This window comes from Qipengyuania sp. JC766 (assembly GCF_040717445.1).
Classification (GTDB): Bacteria; Pseudomonadota; Alphaproteobacteria; order Sphingomonadales; family Sphingomonadaceae; genus JC766.
This window is the reverse complement of sequence record NZ_JBFEFL010000001.1, coordinates 491,250-507,504: the sequence shown is the minus strand read 5'-3', so window position 1 is coordinate 507,504 and position 16,255 is coordinate 491,250. Positions and strand designations below refer to the sequence as shown.

The following is a 16,255-nucleotide window of genomic DNA, read 5'->3' as shown; positions in this document are numbered from 1 at the left end:
ACGCGCTAGCAGACTTCGGCGGTGTTCTGTGGCGGCGGGCCCGGCGGCACGCGCGCGGCGTGGCGGTAGAACGGATCGCCCGGCAATTCGTGCGCTTCGCCATAGGCTTCGGCCAGCACCGCAAACAGCGCCGGATCGTAAGCGGCCAGGTCCTCGTGGTTCAGCACCCGCCGTCCGTCCATCACCGCGAGCCTGTTCGAATTGAACCAGAACTGGGTGCCTTCCGCCCAGTACTCGTCCATGTTCGTCATCGCGTATTCGCCCGCCCACAGGTCCCTGTCCCGCGCACCGGCATAGGCAGCCTCGATCCGGGCGAAGAGCGCGGGATCGGCGACCTGGATCGCGGCGAGGATGCCATGGGAGAATTCGTGCACGAAGATCGTCTCGCCCCAGTAGCGCGAGCTGGGCATCCCCATGATATCCTCCACCGCGCCGCTGGTCAGCTGGCCCGCCATGCCGCGCGCGCGGGAATTCCAGTAGTCGGCATGGCTGCGGCTGCCGATACGCGCTTCGTAATGCTTGCGCTCGCACCGCGTCAGGCGCGGATCGTCCGGTCCCGGCTTGGTCCAGTGCGCTTGTTCCGGCAAGTCGAGCGTCCCTTCGTCCTCCGCCATGATCGCCACCCGGTAGCCGAGGTCCTTCAGCGTGCTCGCCAGTTCCGGGCGGTGCGCCAGCATCGCTTCCATGATGCGGTGCGTACGCCGCAGCGCCTCGTCCGACACGCGGGTGGACGAAACCACGGGAATGCCGTCCGCATCGAGATGCTTCTGGTAGAACGGATCGAGCCCCAGTGCCGCGGGCGGCGGGGGCAGCGGATCGGCCGCGCACGCGGCGGAGAACCCGAAGGCGGCAAGGATGGCGAACCTGCGCAAGACCATGAATTACCTTATAGGAGCATCCAGATGAACATCATCCGATGGCATTACAGCAGCCGTGCGCGCTGGTCCGGGGTGAGCACCTGGCACGCCTGTTCCGTCTTCCCGAACCAACGGTAACGGTTACGCGCGACAAGGTCGTAGACCCGGTCGAGGATAAAATTAGGGATGATCCTGAAAACGGTCGCGAGTTTCCACGGCCCGCCCATCGCCCGTGCGACTTCGAAATATCCGTCGAACTTGATGTAGGGGCGTCCGCCGCGGACCAGCAGGTAGGTCTCGTCCCAGTCGATCCCGTAGTGACGGCAAAGCGCCTCCCCCAGCCCCTGCTGCGCGGACGTGAAGGCGATCGCGCGGCGCCTGTCATGCTTCATGATGAACCCGACGCCCGTTCCGCACAGGACGCAGTGATGATCGAACACGAAGACCGCGCGGGTATCGTCGAATGCGGGCACCGTGGGATCGTCGCGGTAAGAATAGGGAGCAAATGCCCTGAGGTCGCGCTGCGTGGTATGGGTCATTCGTCGATCGCCGTAATGTCGAGGCCTTCCAGCGCGGCAAGATACTCGTCCAGCGTGATCAGGTCGAGGCACGGCCGCGCGCCCGGTGCGATGTCCTCGCCGGCTGCCAGCTTCCGCGCGATCAGGATCGCGGGCATGCACGGAATGTTGGGTCCATGGCCCTGCCGGGCGATGAGCCAGTGGCGCCGCTCGACCGCCCGGCCCACGCTGTCGCGTCCGCGCACGAACAGGTGGAAGCCGCTGCGATCGCTGCCGAGCGGATCGAACAGGAAGCTCGCCCGCAGGAGGGTCCCGGCCCAACGTTCCAGCCCCGGCAGGATGCCGCTTCGCACACCCCAACTGAGCAGCCACGTACCCCAGTGAAGCGGCGCAATCTCGTGACCGGCCGCGAAACGCATCGACCGCAGTTCCGGGTAGCGTTGCGGGAACAGGTCGAGATCGGGGATGTCGCAATAGCCGAACCAGCGTCGTCCGATTTCCGGATAGGCGTGCGAATGGATGCCCTGCCAGCCCCAGACGCGCCGCATCGCCCCGTCGCGCAGCATGGTGAAAGGCTTGCCGACATAGGACAGGATGGCGGCGGCCGTGCCCAGCCCCCGATTGGTCTGCTGAGCCGCGCTGATGCCGTAATCGACATCCTCGATGGTCATCGTTTCGGCCGCCCGGTCCAGATAGGCCGCGGTCAGGCACGGGACCGAACTGGCGCCGGCGATGGCGAAGACGCCCGCCTGGCGTGCCTCCTCGTCCAGTTCGCCTATGCCCGCCACGAACGAGCGCGCATCGGCGAGGTCGCAATAATGCGCGCCGCACGTGATGGCGGCACGCGCGACGGTGTAATCCTGTCCCTGGAACGGTCCGACAGCGTGGATGACGAGGTCGGGCGCGATCGCGGCAAGGGCCGCGTCAGGCTCCGCAATGTCGTCCACGGCACCGCGCGCCGGATTGGCAGCACGCAACTCGCTTGCGAATGACGATGCCTTCGCCCCATCGCGTCCGCAGACGACCAGCTCTATCACCGGGTCGGACGCGAGCGCCCTCGCAATGTAGCCGCCGAAATTGCCGTAACCACCGAGGATGGCGACGCGCAACGTCACGGGCGACCTGCGAAGCGGGTCAGTAGACCCGCTTCTTGGGCTCGATATAGGTCGCGTCGTCGGTCAGCGTGTATTCGTGGACCGGGCGGTAATCGATCTTCACGTCGCCGCCGCTTCCGCCCCAGCCTTCGAACCAGGCGATGGTGTGCTTCATCCAGTTCGCATCGTCCCGCTCCGGATAGTCCTCGTGCGCATGGGCGCCGCGGCTTTCCTTGCGGTTTTCCGCGCTGTTCATGGTCACGACGGCTTGCGCCATCAGATTGTCGAGCTCCAGCGTCTCGATCAGGTCCGAATTCCAGATCATCGAGCGGTCGGTGACATGGACGTCCTGCAGCCGCTTGTTGACCTCGGCGAGCTTCGCCTTGCCTTCGGACAACAGCTCGCTGTCGCGGAAAACCGCGGCGTGGCGCTGCATGGTCTGCTGCATTTCCTTGCGCACATCCGCGGTCGGCGAACCGCCGCTGGCGTGCCGGAAGTGGTCCAACCGGCCGAGCGCGAACTCGGTCCCGGCCCTGGGCAATTCGTCCTGCGCCTTGCCCGGCGTGAGCGTTTCCTTCAGCCGGTGGCCGATCGCGCGGCCGAACACGACCAGGTCGATCAGCGAATTGGAGCCGAGGCGGTTCGCGCCGTGGACCGACACGCATCCCGCTTCGCCCGCGGCATAGAGGCCGGGAACGACGTGGTCGGGATTGCCGTCCGGACCCAGCGTCACGACTTCGCCGTGATAGTTCGTCGGGATGCCGCCCATGTTGTAGTGCACCGTCGGCGTGACCGGCAGCGGCTGGCGCGTCAGGTCGACGCCCGCGAAGATCTTGCCGCTTTCGGTAATGCCCGGCAGGCGCTCCGCCAGCACCTTGGGATCGATGTGATCGAGATGCAGGTGGATGTGGTCGCCATCCGCGCCGACACCGCGACCTTCGCGCATTTCAAGCGCCATGGACCGGCTGACGACGTCGCGTGAAGCGAGGTCCTTCGCCGAAGGGGCGTAGCGTTCCATGAACCGCTCGCCTTCGGAATTGGTGAGGTAGCCGCCCTCGCCCCGCGCGCCTTCGGTGATGAGCACGCCGGCGCCGTAGATGCCGGTCGGGTGGAACTGGACGAACTCCATGTCCTGCAGCGGCAGGCCGGCGCGCAGCACCATGCCGCCGCCGTCGCCGGTGCAGGTGTGGGCGCTGGTCGCGGTGTAGTAGCAGCGGCCATAGCCGCCGGTCGCCAGCACCACGGCATGCGCCTTGAAGCGGTGGATCGAACCGTCGTCGAGGCACATGGCGATCACGCCGACGCAGCGGCGATCCGCACCCTCGCCCGCCATGATCAGGTCGATTGCGAAATACTCGATGAAGAAGTCCGCGTCGTACTTGAGGCTCTGCTGGTAGAGCGCGTGGAGCATCGCGTGTCCCGTGCGGTCGGCCGCGGCGCAGGTCCGCTGCACCGGCGGGCCTTCGCCCATGTTCTGCATGTGGCCGCCGAAGGGACGCTGGTAGATCGTGCCGTCCTGGTTGCGCGAAAAGGGCACGCCCGCGTGCTCCAGCTCGTAGACCGCGGCGGGCGCCTCGCGCGCGAGATATTCGATCGCGTCCTGGTCGCCCAACCAGTCGGCACCCTTGACGGTGTCGTACATGTGCCAGGACCAGTGATCGGGCGTGTTGTTGCCAAGGCTCGCCGCGATGCCGCCCTGCGCCGCCACGGTGTGGCTGCGGGTCGGGAACACCTTGGAGATGTTGGCCGTCTTGAAGCCCGCCTCGGCGGCGCCCATCGTCGCGCGCAAGCCCGAACCGCCCGCGCCCACGACCACCACGTCGAAGGTGTGGTCGATGATCGGATAGGCGCGGCCGCCGATTTCGAAAGTGTCGTTCTTGGCCATCAGGCGGCCCCTCCGGTGAATGCAATGCGTGCGATGCAGAAGATGCCGAAAGCAACGCCGCCGAATGTGAGAAGGTTCATGAGGGCGATCAGGCCGAACTTGCTGCCGCCTTCGTGGACGTAGTCCTCGACCAGCACCTGCAGGCCGAGCCGGGCGTGCCAGAACACGCTGATGATCAGCAGCGCCATCGCGACCGCCGGCAGCGGCTGCGAAAGATAGCCCGTGACCGTCTCGTAGGAGAGGTTCGGCAGCAGGATGAAACTGGCGATCAGCCACGTCATCAGCACCAGATTGCCGATGGCCGTGAAGCGCTGCATCAGCCAGTGATGCGCGCCTTCGTGCGAGGATCCGAGGCCCCTGACGCGGCCGATGGAGGTTCCGTTACCCATGTGTCGAAGCCCTTAGAGAAAGATGACCAGCGCCCAGAAGGCGGCGGTGAGAGCAATGCCGATCAGCGGGACCGCCCGCGACCAGCGCTTGTTCTGGTCGAGCTCGTAGCCGGCGCCGGAATCGAGCACGAAATGCCGGATGCCCGAGGACATGTGGCTGAAGAACGCCCAGCTGAGGCCGACCAGGACGACCGTGAAGAAGATTGAGACGAGGTTCGGCAGCACGTCGCCGCCGGCCCATTCCATGGTCGAGAAGTCGGCCCAGACCAGCGACTGGAACGTCGCATAGGCTTCCGGTCCGCTCGCCATCGCGCCCAGCCACCACAACAGCATGGCGAGCCCCACGATCGCCATTCCGTCACCGGTAATGCGGTGCAGGATCGAAACGAACATGTGGGGGCCCCATTTCCAGTGCGACAAATGGGGGGAGAGCGGGCGATTGGCCATGGAAGTGTCCGGATGTTGCGGTTTGTCGGGCTTTCCTTAGCGCGTTCGCGAGGCGAGGCAAGGCGCGCGGCCTCGACTTGCGTTGCAAATTGCCGGATAGGGTTTGCATGGCGAACATCCTACTGACAGGCGCAAGTCGCGGAATCGGTGCCGCAATCCGCGAAGGTCTCGGCGCGCGCGGCGCGGACGTGATCGCATCGGCCAGCGCCGCGCATGACGGCGACACGATCGGCGCCGACTTCCTCCAGCCCCACGCGCCCGCCATGCTGTGGCAGGAGGCGCTCGAGCGCAGCGGCGGCGCGATCGACGTCCTCATAAACAACGCCGGGCTCTTCCAGGCCAACCCTGTCGACCAGTCGGACATCGTCTGGCTCGATGCGTGGGAAGAAACCCTGCGGATCAACCTGACCGCCGCGGCGCAGCTCAGCCGCTTCGCGGTACGCCACTGGCAGGGGCGCGGCGTGCCCGGCCGGATTGTCCACATCGCCAGCCGTGCCGGCCACCGGGGGGACAGCCCCGCCCACTGGCACTATGCCGCGGCGAAGGGCGGCATGCTGGCGCTGCACAAGACCATCGCGCGGGCCTATGCCAGCGAAGGCATCCTCAGCTTCGCGATCACGCCGGGCTTCACGGACACCGCGATGGCCGGAGACTACCTCGCCAGCCGCGGAGGTCCCGAACTGCTGCACGACATCCCGCTCGGCCGCGTGGCGGAACCGGAGGAAATCGCCGACATTGCCGTCTGGTGCGCGCTCGACGCGCCCGAAAGCATGACCGGCACGACCATCGATGCCAACGGGGCCAGCTATGTCCGGTAAATCCGTCGTCCCGCCTCCAAACGGAAGATTTCGCCTAGCATGACCAGCTGGAAAATCGTTGCCCGCGCCTCGAAGGCGCAGGTGGAGGGTGCGCTTGCGCGCCAGGAACTGGCCTTCGACTGGCCGCCCGCGATCACGCTGTCCGCGCACGAGGCCGCGCCCGACACGCCCGACGAATGGGTGCTCGAAGCATGGCTGGCGGAAAAGCCCCGCGCGGCGGACAAGCGGCTCGTCGGCGGGCTATTCGATGAGGGCCCGCCCGAACTCGTCGCAGAGAAAGTCCCGGACGAGGACTGGGTGACGCTGAGCCAGCAGAGCGTGCAGCCTGTCCTGGCGGGCGCCTTTCATGTCCACACGCCCGACCATCCACCGCTCGCAAAGCGGGGCGTGCGGGACTTCGAAATCCCGGCGAGCCAGGCCTTCGGCACCGGCCATCACGAAACGACCGCCGGTTGCCTGGCGATGCTGACCGAGATCAAGCGCCGCGGCGTGCGCGTCCGCAACCTGGCCGACATCGGGAGCGGGACCGGTCTTCTCGCCTTCGCCGCGCTGGATCTGTGGCCCTCGGCTTCGGCCATCGCCAGCGACAACGATCCGGTGTGCGAGGATATCGTCGGCTACAACGCCGTCCGCAACGCGGTCCCGCTCGGCACGGGTGCGGGAGAACTCGCCATCGTCACTGCGGAAGGCACCGACCATTCCGCGATCCGGCGGCGCGCGCCGTTCGACCTCGTGATCGCCAACATCCTCGCCCTGCCGCTGATCGACCTCGCGCCCGACTTCGCGCTCGCCTGCGCGGGACGCGGCCACGTGGTCCTGTCGGGCCTGCTGGTGTCGCAGGAGGCGCAGGTTCGCGCCGCATACCGGCGCGCAGGCTTCCGTCTCGCCTTGCGGCTGACGCATGGCGACTGGTCGATCCTCTGGCTGCGCAAACGCCGATGAGCCGCCGCCGCCGTTTCGCCGTGCGCGCCGTGCTCGCGCTGGTCGGCCTGCTCCTCGCCTACCCGCTGGCAGCGTGGATCGGGAGCAGCATTCCGCGCAATCCCGGCTGGACCCAGCCCGATACGGGCGTCGTCATCTTTGTCGAGACCAACGGTTTCCACACCGGTCTCGTCGTGCCGATCACCAATGAAGTGCACGACTGGACCGCCGACTTCCCATTCGCCGGCGGCTATTTTCCCGACGGGCGTGAAGTGACGCATATCGATATCGGCTGGGGAGAGCGCAGCATCTTCCTCGACACGCCCGAATGGTCCGATCTCGACCCCGCGACCGCGGGGCGGATCGCGTTCCTGGGGGGCGATACCTTGCTGCGCATCACGCCCTATTCGAACCCGCCCGAACGGCCTTGGCGCAAGCGCATGGTGATCACCCTCGACGAATACGAGCGCCTTGTCGGCGCGATCCGGCGGACCGTGCCCGCGCCGCGCGAAGGACCGCGGGCGGAACTGCGCGCGGATTATGCGCCCACCTCCCGATACTACCCGGCGACGGGGCGATACTGGCTCGGCCGGACCTGCAACCAGTGGACGAGCGACATGCTAGCCGAGGCCGGGGTGCGGACGGGTTGGTGGACGCCGATCGAAGGCGGGGTGATGAAATGGGTTTCCCGCCTCGACCGGCAGGACGAGGCATCGGGACCGCCGCTGATAGAGTGACGGAACGGCCGGGGCGGTCCGGCCATTGTGCCTTCGAACACTCCATTTCAATCGAAGGACAGGCATCATGGCAAAGACGCTCCTCATCACGGGCGCATCGACGGGCATCGGCGAGGCAACGGCACGCGCCGCCGCGAAGGCGGGCTGGAACGTCGCGCTGCTCGCGCGGTCGGAAGACAAGCTGAACGCGCTGGCGGACGAGATCGGAGAGGCAGCGATCGCGCTTCCCGGGGATGCAACGGACCACGATTTCCTAGCCGATTCCGTCGCAAGGACCGCATCGCATTTCGGCAGCCTCGACGCAGTTTTCGCCAATGCCGGCAAGGGCGTCAGCAAGGCGGGCGTCGGGGATGGCGACCCGGAAGAGTGGCGCGACATGGTCGACCTCAACGTGATGGCCGTGCTCTACACCGCGCATGCCGCCATCCCGGAACTGAAGAAGTCCAAGGGGCAGTTCATCGTCACCGGATCGAAAGCCGGCCGCGACCACATGAAAGGATCGGTCTACAGCGCGACCAAGTGGTTCGTGCATGGCTTCGCCGGAAACCTGGCGGAGGAAATGCGCGAATGGGGCGGCCGCTGCACGGTGATCTCGCCCGGCATGGTGGACACGCCCTTCTTCGACGAGGCGAAGCCGACCAAGCTGCAGCCGCAGGACATTGCCGACGCGGTCGTCTTCGCGCTGCAGCAGCCGGACACCTCCTGCGTGCGCGAAATCCACCTGATGCCCAACGACTAGGTCGCGTCATCGTCGTCCTTGTCGGTTTCGCGCCGGCGCTTCTCGTCCAGCGCGGCGCCGATGACGAGGCCGAGGCACATCCAGAGCACGAAATTGTCCAGCAGCAGTCCGAAGGTGGTTCCCAGCACGATGCCGAGAGCCAGATAGGACTGCGGTTCCTTCATGCTATCAGCCCATCGCCTCGTGATAGGCGACCACGGCAGCCACGACGCGGTGCATCATGTCCATCCTCTCGGGGATGGGCTTGTCGGTTCGCCCGATCAGGACGGCCACGGCATAACGGCGTCCGTCGGGCGCGGTGAGGATGGCGATGTCGTTGTATCCCGCCTGTTCCTTGCGTCCGCTCGTGGCCAGTTCCTGCCCGGTGCCGGTCTTGTGCGCGACCGTCCAGCCGGAGGGCGCACCGCCCTTCAGCCGGTTGGGCCCGCTTTTCGCCTGCCGCATCAGGCCGACGAGGCGCTCGGTCGAGGCAGGAGAAAGCAGGTCGCCTTTCGCCAGTCGTGCCAGCGTGCGCGCGATGGCCAGCGCCGTTGCGCCGTCGACCGGATCGTCCACATAGCGTTCGAATGCCTCGCGCCGGGCGGCGGCAGGCACCATGTCGCGCGCGTCGTAGAAACTGCGTCCGACGGAAAAGCTCGGGTCCCATTTCAGGGCGGCGATGCCCGACTGCATCAGCCGCTCGCCCGGTCCGAAGCGGATGCCGTCGATGTCCTTTTGCGCGAGGATCGACCGCACCACCTTCGGGCCGCCGACGCGTCTCAGCAGCATGTCGTTGGCGGTATTGTCGCTGCCCGTGATCGCCAGCCGCATCAACTCACCATAGGTCGCGCGGAAGCTGCCTTGCGAGACGACCTGCTCGCGAATCGGCTGGTGGAACAGGGTCAGGTCCTGCCGCCGGACGGTCGCGACCTCGTTCAGGTTCAGCGTCCCGCGATCGGCTAGGTCGAGCGCGGCGAGGGCAACCCACATCTTGCTCACGCTTTGCTGCGGCATGGGTTCGCGGCCGTTGAAATCGGCGGCCCTGCCGGTGGCGACATCCACCACCGCGATGCCCAGATGGGAATCGAGACTGCTGCCCGCATCGAACAGCGCATCGTCGAGCGCCTGCAACTGGGGCGTGCGCCGGTCGGCGACTTCCTCGACCACTTCCTCGGCGTGCTCGCCCAAGGGGACGGTCAGTACGGGAAGGTGGCGCGCATCGATGAAACGCTGCGTGTAGACGGCGACCAGCGCGATCAGCGGCACACCAATCAGCAGCGCCAGCCCCAGCAGCTTGGCTTTGCGCGCCAAATCGGGAGCGATGGTCATCCGGCGGCCTTCACGAGTTCGGCCCAGCCCGCTTCGTCCACGACTTCGATCCCCAGTTCCTCCGCCTTCTTCAGCTTGCTGCCCGCGCCCGGCCCGGCGACCAGCAGGTCCGTCTTCGCGCTGACCGATCCGCTGGCCTTGGCCCCGAGCCGTTCGGCCTGCGCCTTCGCCTCGTCGCGGCTCATGGTTTCCAGCTTGCCGGTGAAAACCACGGTCTTCCCCGCGACCGGACTGTCGCGCGTCTCCACCTCGTATCGCGGGGGGCTCACTTCGGAGAGGATGTCGTCCCAGACCTCACAATTGTGCTCCTCGTGGAAGAAGTCGCCCAGCGCTTCCACCACCGCGCCGCCGATGCCGTCGATGGCAGTCAGTTCGCCCGCGGCGTCCTCGTCCCCGGCGCGCGCTTTCTCCGCGGTTTCGCGCAAGGCGGGCAGCTCGTGGAAATGCTTCATCAGGTCGCGCGCGGTGACCGCACCGACATGGCGGATGCCAAGGCCGAACAGCAGCCGCGCGGCGTCGGGCCGGCGCCGGTTTTCCACAGATGCCAACAGGTTGTCCACAGATCTGTCTTTCCACCCCTCGAGCGCCAGGATGTCCTCGCGGCGCTTGCGCAGCCGGAAGATGTCCGCCGGGCTTTCCAGCCAGCCGAGGGCGAAGAACTGGTCGATGGTCTTCTCGCCCAGTCCGTCGATATCGAGTGCGCCGCGGCTCACGAAATGCTTCAGCCGCTCGGTCCGCTGCGCGGGGCAGATCAGCCCGCCGGTGCAACGCACGTCCACCTCGCCTTCCTCGCTCACGGCATCGCTGCCGCATTCGGGGCAGGTATTAGGGAACACGAAGGGTTCGCGTTTCTCGTCCGGTGTCAGGTTGGCGACGACCTGCGGGATAACGTCCCCTGCCCGCTGGACCTGGACCCGGTCGCCGGGGCGCACGCCTAGCCGCTCGATCTCGTCACGATTGTGGAGCGTCACATTCGTGACCGTCACCCCGCCGACCATCACCGGGGCGAGGCGTCCGACCGGCGTCAGCTTGCCCGTGCGGCCGACCTGGATGTCGATGCTTTCCAGCATGGTCTCGGCCTGTTCGGCCGGGAACTTGCGCGCGATGGCCCAGCGCGGCGCTTTCGCAACGAAGCCGAGCCGCGCCTGCCAGTCGAGCCGGTCTACCTTGTAGACCACGCCGTCGATTTCATAGGGCAGATCAGAGCGTTGCCCGGCGATCTTCGCATAATGGGCGAGCATCCCCTCGATATCCTCGACCCGCACGAAGTCCGCCGAGACCGGGAAACCCCAGGACCGGATCGCGTCGATGACCTCATGCTGCGTCGCGCCCGGAACCTCGCTGGCATCGCCCCAGCCATGCGCCCAGAAGCGCAAGGGACGCCGCGCCGTCACGGACGGATCCTTCTGTCGCAGGGACCCCGCAGCCGCATTGCGCGGATTGGCGAACAGCTTGCCGCCCGCCTTTTCCTGCGCAGCGTTCAGTTCTGCAAAGGCGCCCCGCTCCATGTAGACCTCGCCGCGCACCTCGAAGACGTCCGGAACCCCGTCCGGCAATTGCTGCGGAATGTCGGCGATATGCGCTACGTTCGGCGTCACGTCCTCGCCCACGGAGCCGTCCCCGCGAGTCGCGGCGCGGACCAGCCGCCCGCCCTCGTATCGCAGCGAGCAGGACAGGCCGTCGATCTTGTCCTCGGCCGTGAAGGCGACCGGCTCGTCTTCGGACAGGTTCAGGAACCGCCGGACCCGCGCCACGAATTCGCGCACTTCCTTGTCGTCGAACGCATTGTCGAGGCTGAGCATGCGCACTTCGTGCCGCACCTTGGACAGCGGGGAGGCCGCCACTTCGTGCCCCACCCCCTGCGACGGGGAATCCGCGCGCACCAGATGCGGAAACGCCGCTTCAAGCTCCGCATTGCGCCGCACCAGCGCGTCGTATTCCTGGTCGGTGATCTCCGGCGCGTCCTCGGCATGGTAGAGCCGGTTGTGCCGCGCGATCGTCTTCGCCAGCCGCATCAGTTCGTTGGCGGCTTCGGCTTCTGAAAGTTCAGTCTTCATGTAGCGCATCGTACTGACCAGCATTCCAAAGAAGGAACAGCTTGTCCCACCATCTCTTGGATTCGGAACCCAAATAAGGATGGGCCAGGTGCCAACCGGTGTTGCTGAGAAGAAGCTGCGTCTGGATGTCTTCCAAAAGCCCGACTGTCGCGGCTTCCCTTACATGATCATCGCCATCGATGTGAAGGCGTTCGATCATCGCAAAAATCTTTGGAAGCGGTGCCCGGTTTCCAGTTCTGATGTCTTCAGCGATCACGCGACTTATTTCCGCGAAAAGAAGATATTCCGGAAGGGCGCCTTCATCCGCCTCATTGGACCACTCCTTGAGAAATTGCTCAACAATCGGCTCAAAGCGGGGATCGGTGTTTCGGATTTCCGACACAAGATCGGCACGGCAGATCACACGCCCTCCAGCAGCCTGTCCGCCTGCGCGCGCGCTTCGGGGGTCACTTCGGCGCCGCTCAGCATCCGGGCGATCTCTTCCTGCCGGCCTTCCGCGTCGAGCAGGCCGACGCTGGTGCGCGTCACGGTGCCCTCGGACGACTTGGCGATCAGGTAGTGCGTGCCGCCGCGCGCGGCGACTTGCGGGCTGTGCGTGACGGCCAGCAATTGCCCGTCGCTCGCCAGCCGGGCCAGCCGTTCGCCGATGGCGCTTGCTACTGCGCCGCCGACGCCGCGGTCGATCTCGTCGAAGATCACCGTGGCCGCCCCGCCCTGCTCCGCCAGCGCGACCTTGAGCGCGAGAATGAAGCGCGAGAGTTCGCCGCCGCTCGCGATCTTGCCCAGCGGGGCGAAATCCGCCCCGGGGTTGGTGGCGATGAGGAATTCGACCGCGTCCATGCCGTGGGCGCCCCAGCGGTCCTCGTCCAGCAGTTCCACCTGCGTGCGGAACCGCGCAGCATCGAGCTTCAGCGGCACGAGCTCATGCGCGACCGCCGCGTCCAGCCGTTCCGCCGCCGCCAGCCGGTCCGCGTGCAGCTTTTCCGCCGCGTTGCGATAGGCGACCGCCGCTTCCTTTGCAGCTTCCTCCAGCGCGTCGATCTCGGCATCGCCGGCCTCGATCGCATCCAGCTTCGCGCGCATGGAGCGCATGGTCTCGGGCAGGTCGTCGACCTGGCAATCATGCTTGCGCGCCAGTGCCCGCAAATCGAACAGCCGGCTTTCCGCCGCGTCCAGCGCGGCGGGGTCGTGCACCAGCGCTTCGGCCGCTGCCTGCAGCTTCGCTTCCGCTTCGCCCGCCTCGATCACCGCCCGGTCGAGCGAGGCCAGCGCTTCGGCCAGCAGCGGATGTTCTTCCCCGATGCGGTCGAGCTTGCGCGCGGCGACGCGCATGGCGGCAAGCGGCGAGTCCGATCCGTCCCACACCTGCCGCAAATCCTCCAGGTCGCCCGCGAGCCGCTCTCCCTTGCGCATGTCGGCCCGGGTCGCATCCAGCCGCGCTTCCTCGCCCGCCTGCGGCTCCAGCGCAGTCAGTTCCGCAAGGTGCGCCAGCAGCAGATCCTGGTCGGCGCGCGCCTGTTCGATTTCCGCTTCGGCCGCCTCCAGCCGGGCGCGCGCGTCCTGCCATGTGCGCCACGCCTTCGATACCGCGGCGCTGTCGGCGCCGGCATAGCGGTCCAGCAGGGTGCGATGGCCGCGCGGATTGACGAGGCCGCGATCGTCGTGCTGGCCATGCAGTTCGACCAGCGCGTTGGCGAATTCGCGCAACAAGGCGACGCCCACGGGCTGGTCGTTGACGAAGGCCTTCGATCCGCCATCGGCTTTTAGTTGGCGGCGCACGATCAGCGGTTCGCCCGGTTCTATCTCGATATCGGCATCGTCCAGCGCCTCGGCGATCGCGGGCGGCAGGTTCGCGAATTCGAAGGTGGCCGTCACGCTCGCCTTGGGTTCGCCGGCGCGCACCAGCCCGCTGTCCGCCCGGTTGCCCAGGACGAGGCCCAGCGCGTCGAGCAGGATGGACTTGCCCGCACCCGTTTCGCCGGTCAGCACGCCGAGACCGCGGCGGAACTCCAGGTCCAGCGCCTCGATCAGCACGATGTTGCGGATGGCGAGATGGGTCAGCATGCTTCGGGATGCTTCTTATCCAAAGGCTTGGACCGCGTCACGCCCGTGAATCCGGCTACGTCCCATTTTCAACACATGCCGGTTGCCGACACACGAAAAAGGGGCAGCCAGATCGGCCGCCCCTTTCGAATTGCGATGCAAGACCGGCCGGCGGCGTCAGCCGCCGATGCTGGCCAGTTCGGGTGCCTTGTCGCCGATCAGGTCGTAGGCCTTGTCGTACCATTCGCTGCCCGGATAGTTGGCGCCCAGCACGGCGGCGTACTTCTTCGCTTCTGCCGGAATGCCCAGCGCAAGGCTGCTCTCCGTCAGGCGATAGAGCGCTTCGGGCGCGTGGCTGGTGGTCTGGTATTCGTCGACCACGTTCTGGAAGCGGATCTGCGCGGCGAGCCAGCGGCCGGAGCGCTGGTAATACCGGCCGATCTCCATTTCCTTGCCCGCGAGGTGATCCTCCACGAGGTCCAGCTTCAGCCGGGCGTCGTTGGCATAGGACGAATTGGGGAAGCGGCGCGTGACTTCCGTCAGTGCGATCCGCGCCTGTTCCGTGATCCGCTGGTCGCGCGTCACGTCGCTGATCTGCTCGTAATAGGACAGGCCGATCAGGTAGTAGGCATAAGGCGCGTCCTTGTTGCCCGGGTGGATCGACAGGAAGCGCTGCGCGCTCTGGATCGCCTTGTTGTAATCGCGCGCGCTGTAATAGCTGAACGCGCTCATCAGCTGCGCACGGCGGGCCCAGGGCGAATAGGGATGCTGGCGCTCGACCTCGTCGAACAGCGCCGCGGCGAGCGTCGACTGCCCGCGATCGAGCCGGTCCTTGGCCGAGCTGTAGAGCGTTTCCACGTCCCGCGCGACATAGGCGGTATCGCGCACCCCGGCATTGCCGGAGCCGCCGCCGCAGGCCGTGAGGGCGGTGGTGGCGGCAAGGAGGGAGAAAGCCGCGGCGCGGCGCAGGGATTTGGTATGCATGGCCGCGCGTATAGAACTCCCCGCGCTGAACGCCAAGTGAAACACCGGCGGATCGCCCGGGAAATTCCCCGGACGTGGCGCGAGCAGAGACGCGGGAGCTGTCAGCCCCCGCCCAGCTCGTCGTTCACGTTCCAGCGCAGGTGCCGCCCTTCCAGCGGGACGAGGTTCTTGGCGCGGATCACCTCGCCCTTGGTCCGGTAGCCGAGCAACTGCTCCGCATCGAGGTCGGCGTTGACCGTCAGGACGCGCAACTCCTCCGACGTGAAGTCGCTGAGACCGCGGGCGCGTTCGGTTTCGGCCTCGTCGAAGACATGCAGCACGTCGCCGCGCGTGAAATCGCCGTTCATCGACAGGATGTCCTCGCGCCGGACGGGGCGGTCCCCTTCGGCAATCTCGTCCGCGACCGCGTCCGACACGGTGATGCGGCCCGCCACCTGCAGGCGGTTGGCGATCCAGCGTTCCCAGCCGGTGCTGGGCACGTCGTGCGCGGGGAAGCGGCTGCAGCGCTGCTTGCCTTCCAGCACCCAGGTCAGCGGCCGGTCGACCTCGCCATGCGAGATATAGGTCGTGCAGCCCGCTTCCTGCGCGATGTTGGCCGCCATCAGCTTGGTGGTCATGCCGCCGGTGCCCAGCGTGCTCTTGCCCTGCGTCGCAGCCATGTAAGGCGCGACGTCGACCACTTCCTCGATCAGCTTCGCGCCTTCTTCGGCCGGGTTGCGATCATAGAGGCCGTCGACCTCGGTCAGGATGATGAAATCGTCCGCGTCGGCCATCTGCGCGACCTTGGCGGCCAGGCGGTCGTTGTCGCCCACGCGGATTTCCTCGGTCGTGATCGTGTCGTTCTCGTTCACGATCGGCATGACGCCCGCTTCCAGCAGGCGGAACACGGTGTTGCGCGTGTTGAGGAAGCGCCGGTGATGCTCGAAATCGCCCAGCGTCAGCAGGACCTGCGCGATATCGATCCCGAATTCGTGACCGATCTGGCGATAGGCATTGAGCAGCAGTGGCATGCCGCAGGCGGCGGCGGCCTGCTTGTCGCTCACCCCGGCGCTCTCCGGCGTCTCGCCCACCGTGCGCAGGCCCAGCGCGACGGCGCCCGAACTGCACAGGATCACATTGGTGCCGCTTTCGCGCAGGCGGGTGATGTCGTCCATCAGCTGCTGCAAGAATCCGAACCGCGGGGTCAGCCGCTGGCGGTTCGCCACGAGGGTGGAGCCGATCTTGACCACGAGGGTCTTCTGCTTGGGTTTCTTCTGCTCGGGCATCGTCATCCATGCTTGGCGGAGAAAGGAGTGCCGCGGGACCTAGGGACTATCGCTGCGATGCACAACGGGTGGTCCGGAATGGCGATTTCTGCTAGGGTCCGGCGTTCCTGATCATCCGGCAAGACGCCCTGCCCTGTGCGGCGGGAGCAGGTCTGCCGTAACTCCATGGGAGACCACTATTTTCAATTCGATC

At 66.6% G+C, this 16,255-nt stretch carries 17 protein-coding genes; 4 read left to right on the top strand and 13 right to left on the bottom strand.

Translation table 11 applies throughout. The annotated features are described in order from the left end of the window. Positions 1 to 5: 5 nt before the first annotated feature. The 6 genes from AB1K63_RS02495 to sdhC are packed head-to-tail and all read right to left on the bottom strand — an operon-like array spanning position 6 to position 5,190. Positions 6 to 878 carry a glycoside hydrolase gene (locus AB1K63_RS02495; protein WP_366958350.1) on the bottom strand — a complete coding sequence of 291 codons (873 nt, stop codon included), beginning with the start codon at positions 876 to 878 and terminating at the stop codon, positions 6 to 8. A gap of 44 nt (positions 879 to 922) precedes the next feature. Beyond that, positions 923 to 1,396, bottom strand: coding sequence for a DCC1-like thiol-disulfide oxidoreductase family protein (locus tag AB1K63_RS02490; RefSeq protein ID WP_366958348.1), 474 nt, complete (start codon positions 1,394 to 1,396; stop codon positions 923 to 925). After that, positions 1,393 to 2,490 (bottom strand): saccharopine dehydrogenase NADP-binding domain-containing protein, encoded by a 1,098-nt coding sequence (locus AB1K63_RS02485; RefSeq protein WP_366958347.1) that lies wholly within the window; start codon positions 2,488 to 2,490, stop codon positions 1,393 to 1,395. Before AB1K63_RS02485 ends, AB1K63_RS02490 begins: the two co-directional genes overlap by 4 nt. Positions 2,491 to 2,509: 19 nt before the next feature. After that, positions 2,510 to 4,354, bottom strand: a complete 1,845-nt coding sequence (sdhA, locus tag AB1K63_RS02480; protein ID WP_366958346.1) for a succinate dehydrogenase flavoprotein subunit — start codon at positions 4,352 to 4,354, stop codon at positions 2,510 to 2,512. After that, positions 4,354 to 4,743, bottom strand: a complete 390-nt coding sequence (sdhD, locus tag AB1K63_RS02475; RefSeq protein ID WP_366958345.1) for a succinate dehydrogenase, hydrophobic membrane anchor protein — start codon at positions 4,741 to 4,743, stop codon at positions 4,354 to 4,356. Before sdhD ends, sdhA begins: the two co-directional genes overlap by 1 nt. Positions 4,744 to 4,755: 12 nt before the next feature. Continuing rightward, positions 4,756 to 5,190 (bottom strand): succinate dehydrogenase, cytochrome b556 subunit, encoded by a 435-nt coding sequence (gene sdhC, locus AB1K63_RS02470; RefSeq protein ID WP_366958344.1) that lies wholly within the window; start codon positions 5,188 to 5,190, stop codon positions 4,756 to 4,758. A gap of 107 nt (positions 5,191 to 5,297) precedes the next feature. On the opposite strand from sdhC, the gene AB1K63_RS02465 reads away from it, so the two are divergent. The 4 genes from AB1K63_RS02465 (at position 5,298) to AB1K63_RS02450 (ending at position 8,405) form a co-directional block, all read left to right on the top strand. Further along, positions 5,298 to 6,008 (top strand): SDR family oxidoreductase, encoded by a 711-nt coding sequence (locus AB1K63_RS02465; RefSeq protein ID WP_366958343.1) that lies wholly within the window; start codon positions 5,298 to 5,300, stop codon positions 6,006 to 6,008. A gap of 39 nt (positions 6,009 to 6,047) precedes the next feature. Then, on the top strand, positions 6,048 to 6,950 hold the full coding sequence (locus AB1K63_RS02460; protein ID WP_366958342.1) for a 50S ribosomal protein L11 methyltransferase: 903 nt from the start codon (positions 6,048 to 6,050) through the stop codon (positions 6,948 to 6,950). Then, entirely contained in the window at positions 6,947 to 7,666 is a 720-nt protein-coding gene (locus AB1K63_RS02455; protein ID WP_366958341.1) for a DUF2459 domain-containing protein, read from the top strand. The genes AB1K63_RS02460 and AB1K63_RS02455 overlap by 4 nt, the downstream gene beginning before the upstream one ends. Positions 7,667 to 7,733: 67 nt before the next feature. After that, positions 7,734 to 8,405 carry an SDR family oxidoreductase gene (locus AB1K63_RS02450; protein WP_366958340.1) on the top strand — a complete coding sequence of 224 codons (672 nt, stop codon included), beginning with the start codon at positions 7,734 to 7,736 and terminating at the stop codon, positions 8,403 to 8,405. Here the strand turns inward: AB1K63_RS02450 and AB1K63_RS02445 are convergent. From AB1K63_RS02445 to proB, 7 genes are all read right to left on the bottom strand, one after another. After that, complete coding sequence (locus AB1K63_RS02445; RefSeq protein WP_366958339.1) at positions 8,402 to 8,569, bottom strand: hypothetical protein; 168 nt, start codon at positions 8,567 to 8,569, stop codon at positions 8,402 to 8,404. The two genes, AB1K63_RS02450 and AB1K63_RS02445, sit on opposite strands and share 4 nt — an antisense overlap. Positions 8,570 to 8,573: 4 nt before the next feature. Further along, positions 8,574 to 9,713 carry a serine hydrolase gene (locus tag AB1K63_RS02440; protein WP_366958338.1) on the bottom strand — a complete coding sequence of 380 codons (1,140 nt, stop codon included), beginning with the start codon at positions 9,711 to 9,713 and terminating at the stop codon, positions 8,574 to 8,576. Beyond that, positions 9,710 to 11,770, bottom strand: a complete 2,061-nt coding sequence (gene ligA / locus AB1K63_RS02435) for an NAD-dependent DNA ligase LigA (RefSeq protein WP_366958337.1) — start codon at positions 11,768 to 11,770, stop codon at positions 9,710 to 9,712. The genes AB1K63_RS02440 and ligA overlap by 4 nt, the downstream gene beginning before the upstream one ends. Continuing rightward, entirely contained in the window at positions 11,760 to 12,173 is a 414-nt protein-coding gene (locus AB1K63_RS02430) for a hypothetical protein (protein WP_366958336.1), read from the bottom strand. Before AB1K63_RS02430 ends, ligA begins: the two co-directional genes overlap by 11 nt. Further along, complete coding sequence (gene recN / locus AB1K63_RS02425) at positions 12,170 to 13,834, bottom strand: DNA repair protein RecN (protein ID WP_366958335.1); 1,665 nt, start codon at positions 13,832 to 13,834, stop codon at positions 12,170 to 12,172. The genes AB1K63_RS02430 and recN overlap by 4 nt, the downstream gene beginning before the upstream one ends. A gap of 156 nt (positions 13,835 to 13,990) precedes the next feature. Further along, on the bottom strand, positions 13,991 to 14,797 hold the full coding sequence (locus tag AB1K63_RS02420) for an outer membrane protein assembly factor BamD (RefSeq protein ID WP_366958334.1): 807 nt from the start codon (positions 14,795 to 14,797) through the stop codon (positions 13,991 to 13,993). Between the two features lie 101 nt (positions 14,798 to 14,898). Beyond that, positions 14,899 to 16,068, bottom strand: a complete 1,170-nt coding sequence (gene proB, locus AB1K63_RS02415) for a glutamate 5-kinase (RefSeq protein ID WP_366958333.1) — start codon at positions 16,066 to 16,068, stop codon at positions 14,899 to 14,901. Positions 16,069 to 16,255 lie beyond the last annotated feature (187 nt).

Bases quoted from the DNA above. Each gene is read 5' to 3' on its own strand.
- AB1K63_RS02495 (WP_366958350.1), bottom strand. From the start codon at position 878: ATGGTCTTGCGCAGGTTCGCCATCCTTGCCGCCTTCGGGTTCTCCGCC.
- AB1K63_RS02490 (WP_366958348.1), bottom strand. From the start codon at position 1,396: ATGACCCATACCACGCAGCGCGACCTCAGGGCATTTGCTCCCTATTCT.
- sdhA (WP_366958346.1), bottom strand. From the start codon at position 4,354: ATGGCCAAGAACGACACTTTCGAAATCGGCGGCCGCGCCTATCCGATC.
- sdhD (WP_366958345.1), bottom strand. From the start codon at position 4,743: ATGGGTAACGGAACCTCCATCGGCCGCGTCAGGGGCCTCGGATCCTCG.
- sdhC (WP_366958344.1), bottom strand. From the start codon at position 5,190: ATGGCCAATCGCCCGCTCTCCCCCCATTTGTCGCACTGGAAATGGGGC.
- AB1K63_RS02465 (WP_366958343.1), top strand. From the start codon at position 5,298: ATGGCGAACATCCTACTGACAGGCGCAAGTCGCGGAATCGGTGCCGCA.
- AB1K63_RS02460 (WP_366958342.1), top strand. From the start codon at position 6,048: ATGACCAGCTGGAAAATCGTTGCCCGCGCCTCGAAGGCGCAGGTGGAG.
- AB1K63_RS02455 (WP_366958341.1), top strand. From the start codon at position 6,947: ATGAGCCGCCGCCGCCGTTTCGCCGTGCGCGCCGTGCTCGCGCTGGTC.
- AB1K63_RS02450 (WP_366958340.1), top strand. From the start codon at position 7,734: ATGGCAAAGACGCTCCTCATCACGGGCGCATCGACGGGCATCGGCGAG.
- AB1K63_RS02445 (WP_366958339.1), bottom strand. From the start codon at position 8,569: ATGAAGGAACCGCAGTCCTATCTGGCTCTCGGCATCGTGCTGGGAACC.
- AB1K63_RS02440 (WP_366958338.1), bottom strand. From the start codon at position 9,713: ATGACCATCGCTCCCGATTTGGCGCGCAAAGCCAAGCTGCTGGGGCTG.
- ligA (WP_366958337.1), bottom strand. From the start codon at position 11,770: ATGAAGACTGAACTTTCAGAAGCCGAAGCCGCCAACGAACTGATGCGG.
- recN (WP_366958335.1), bottom strand. From the start codon at position 13,834: ATGCTGACCCATCTCGCCATCCGCAACATCGTGCTGATCGAGGCGCTG.
- AB1K63_RS02420 (WP_366958334.1), bottom strand. From the start codon at position 14,797: ATGCATACCAAATCCCTGCGCCGCGCCGCGGCTTTCTCCCTCCTTGCC.
- proB (WP_366958333.1), bottom strand. From the start codon at position 16,068: ATGACGATGCCCGAGCAGAAGAAACCCAAGCAGAAGACCCTCGTGGTC.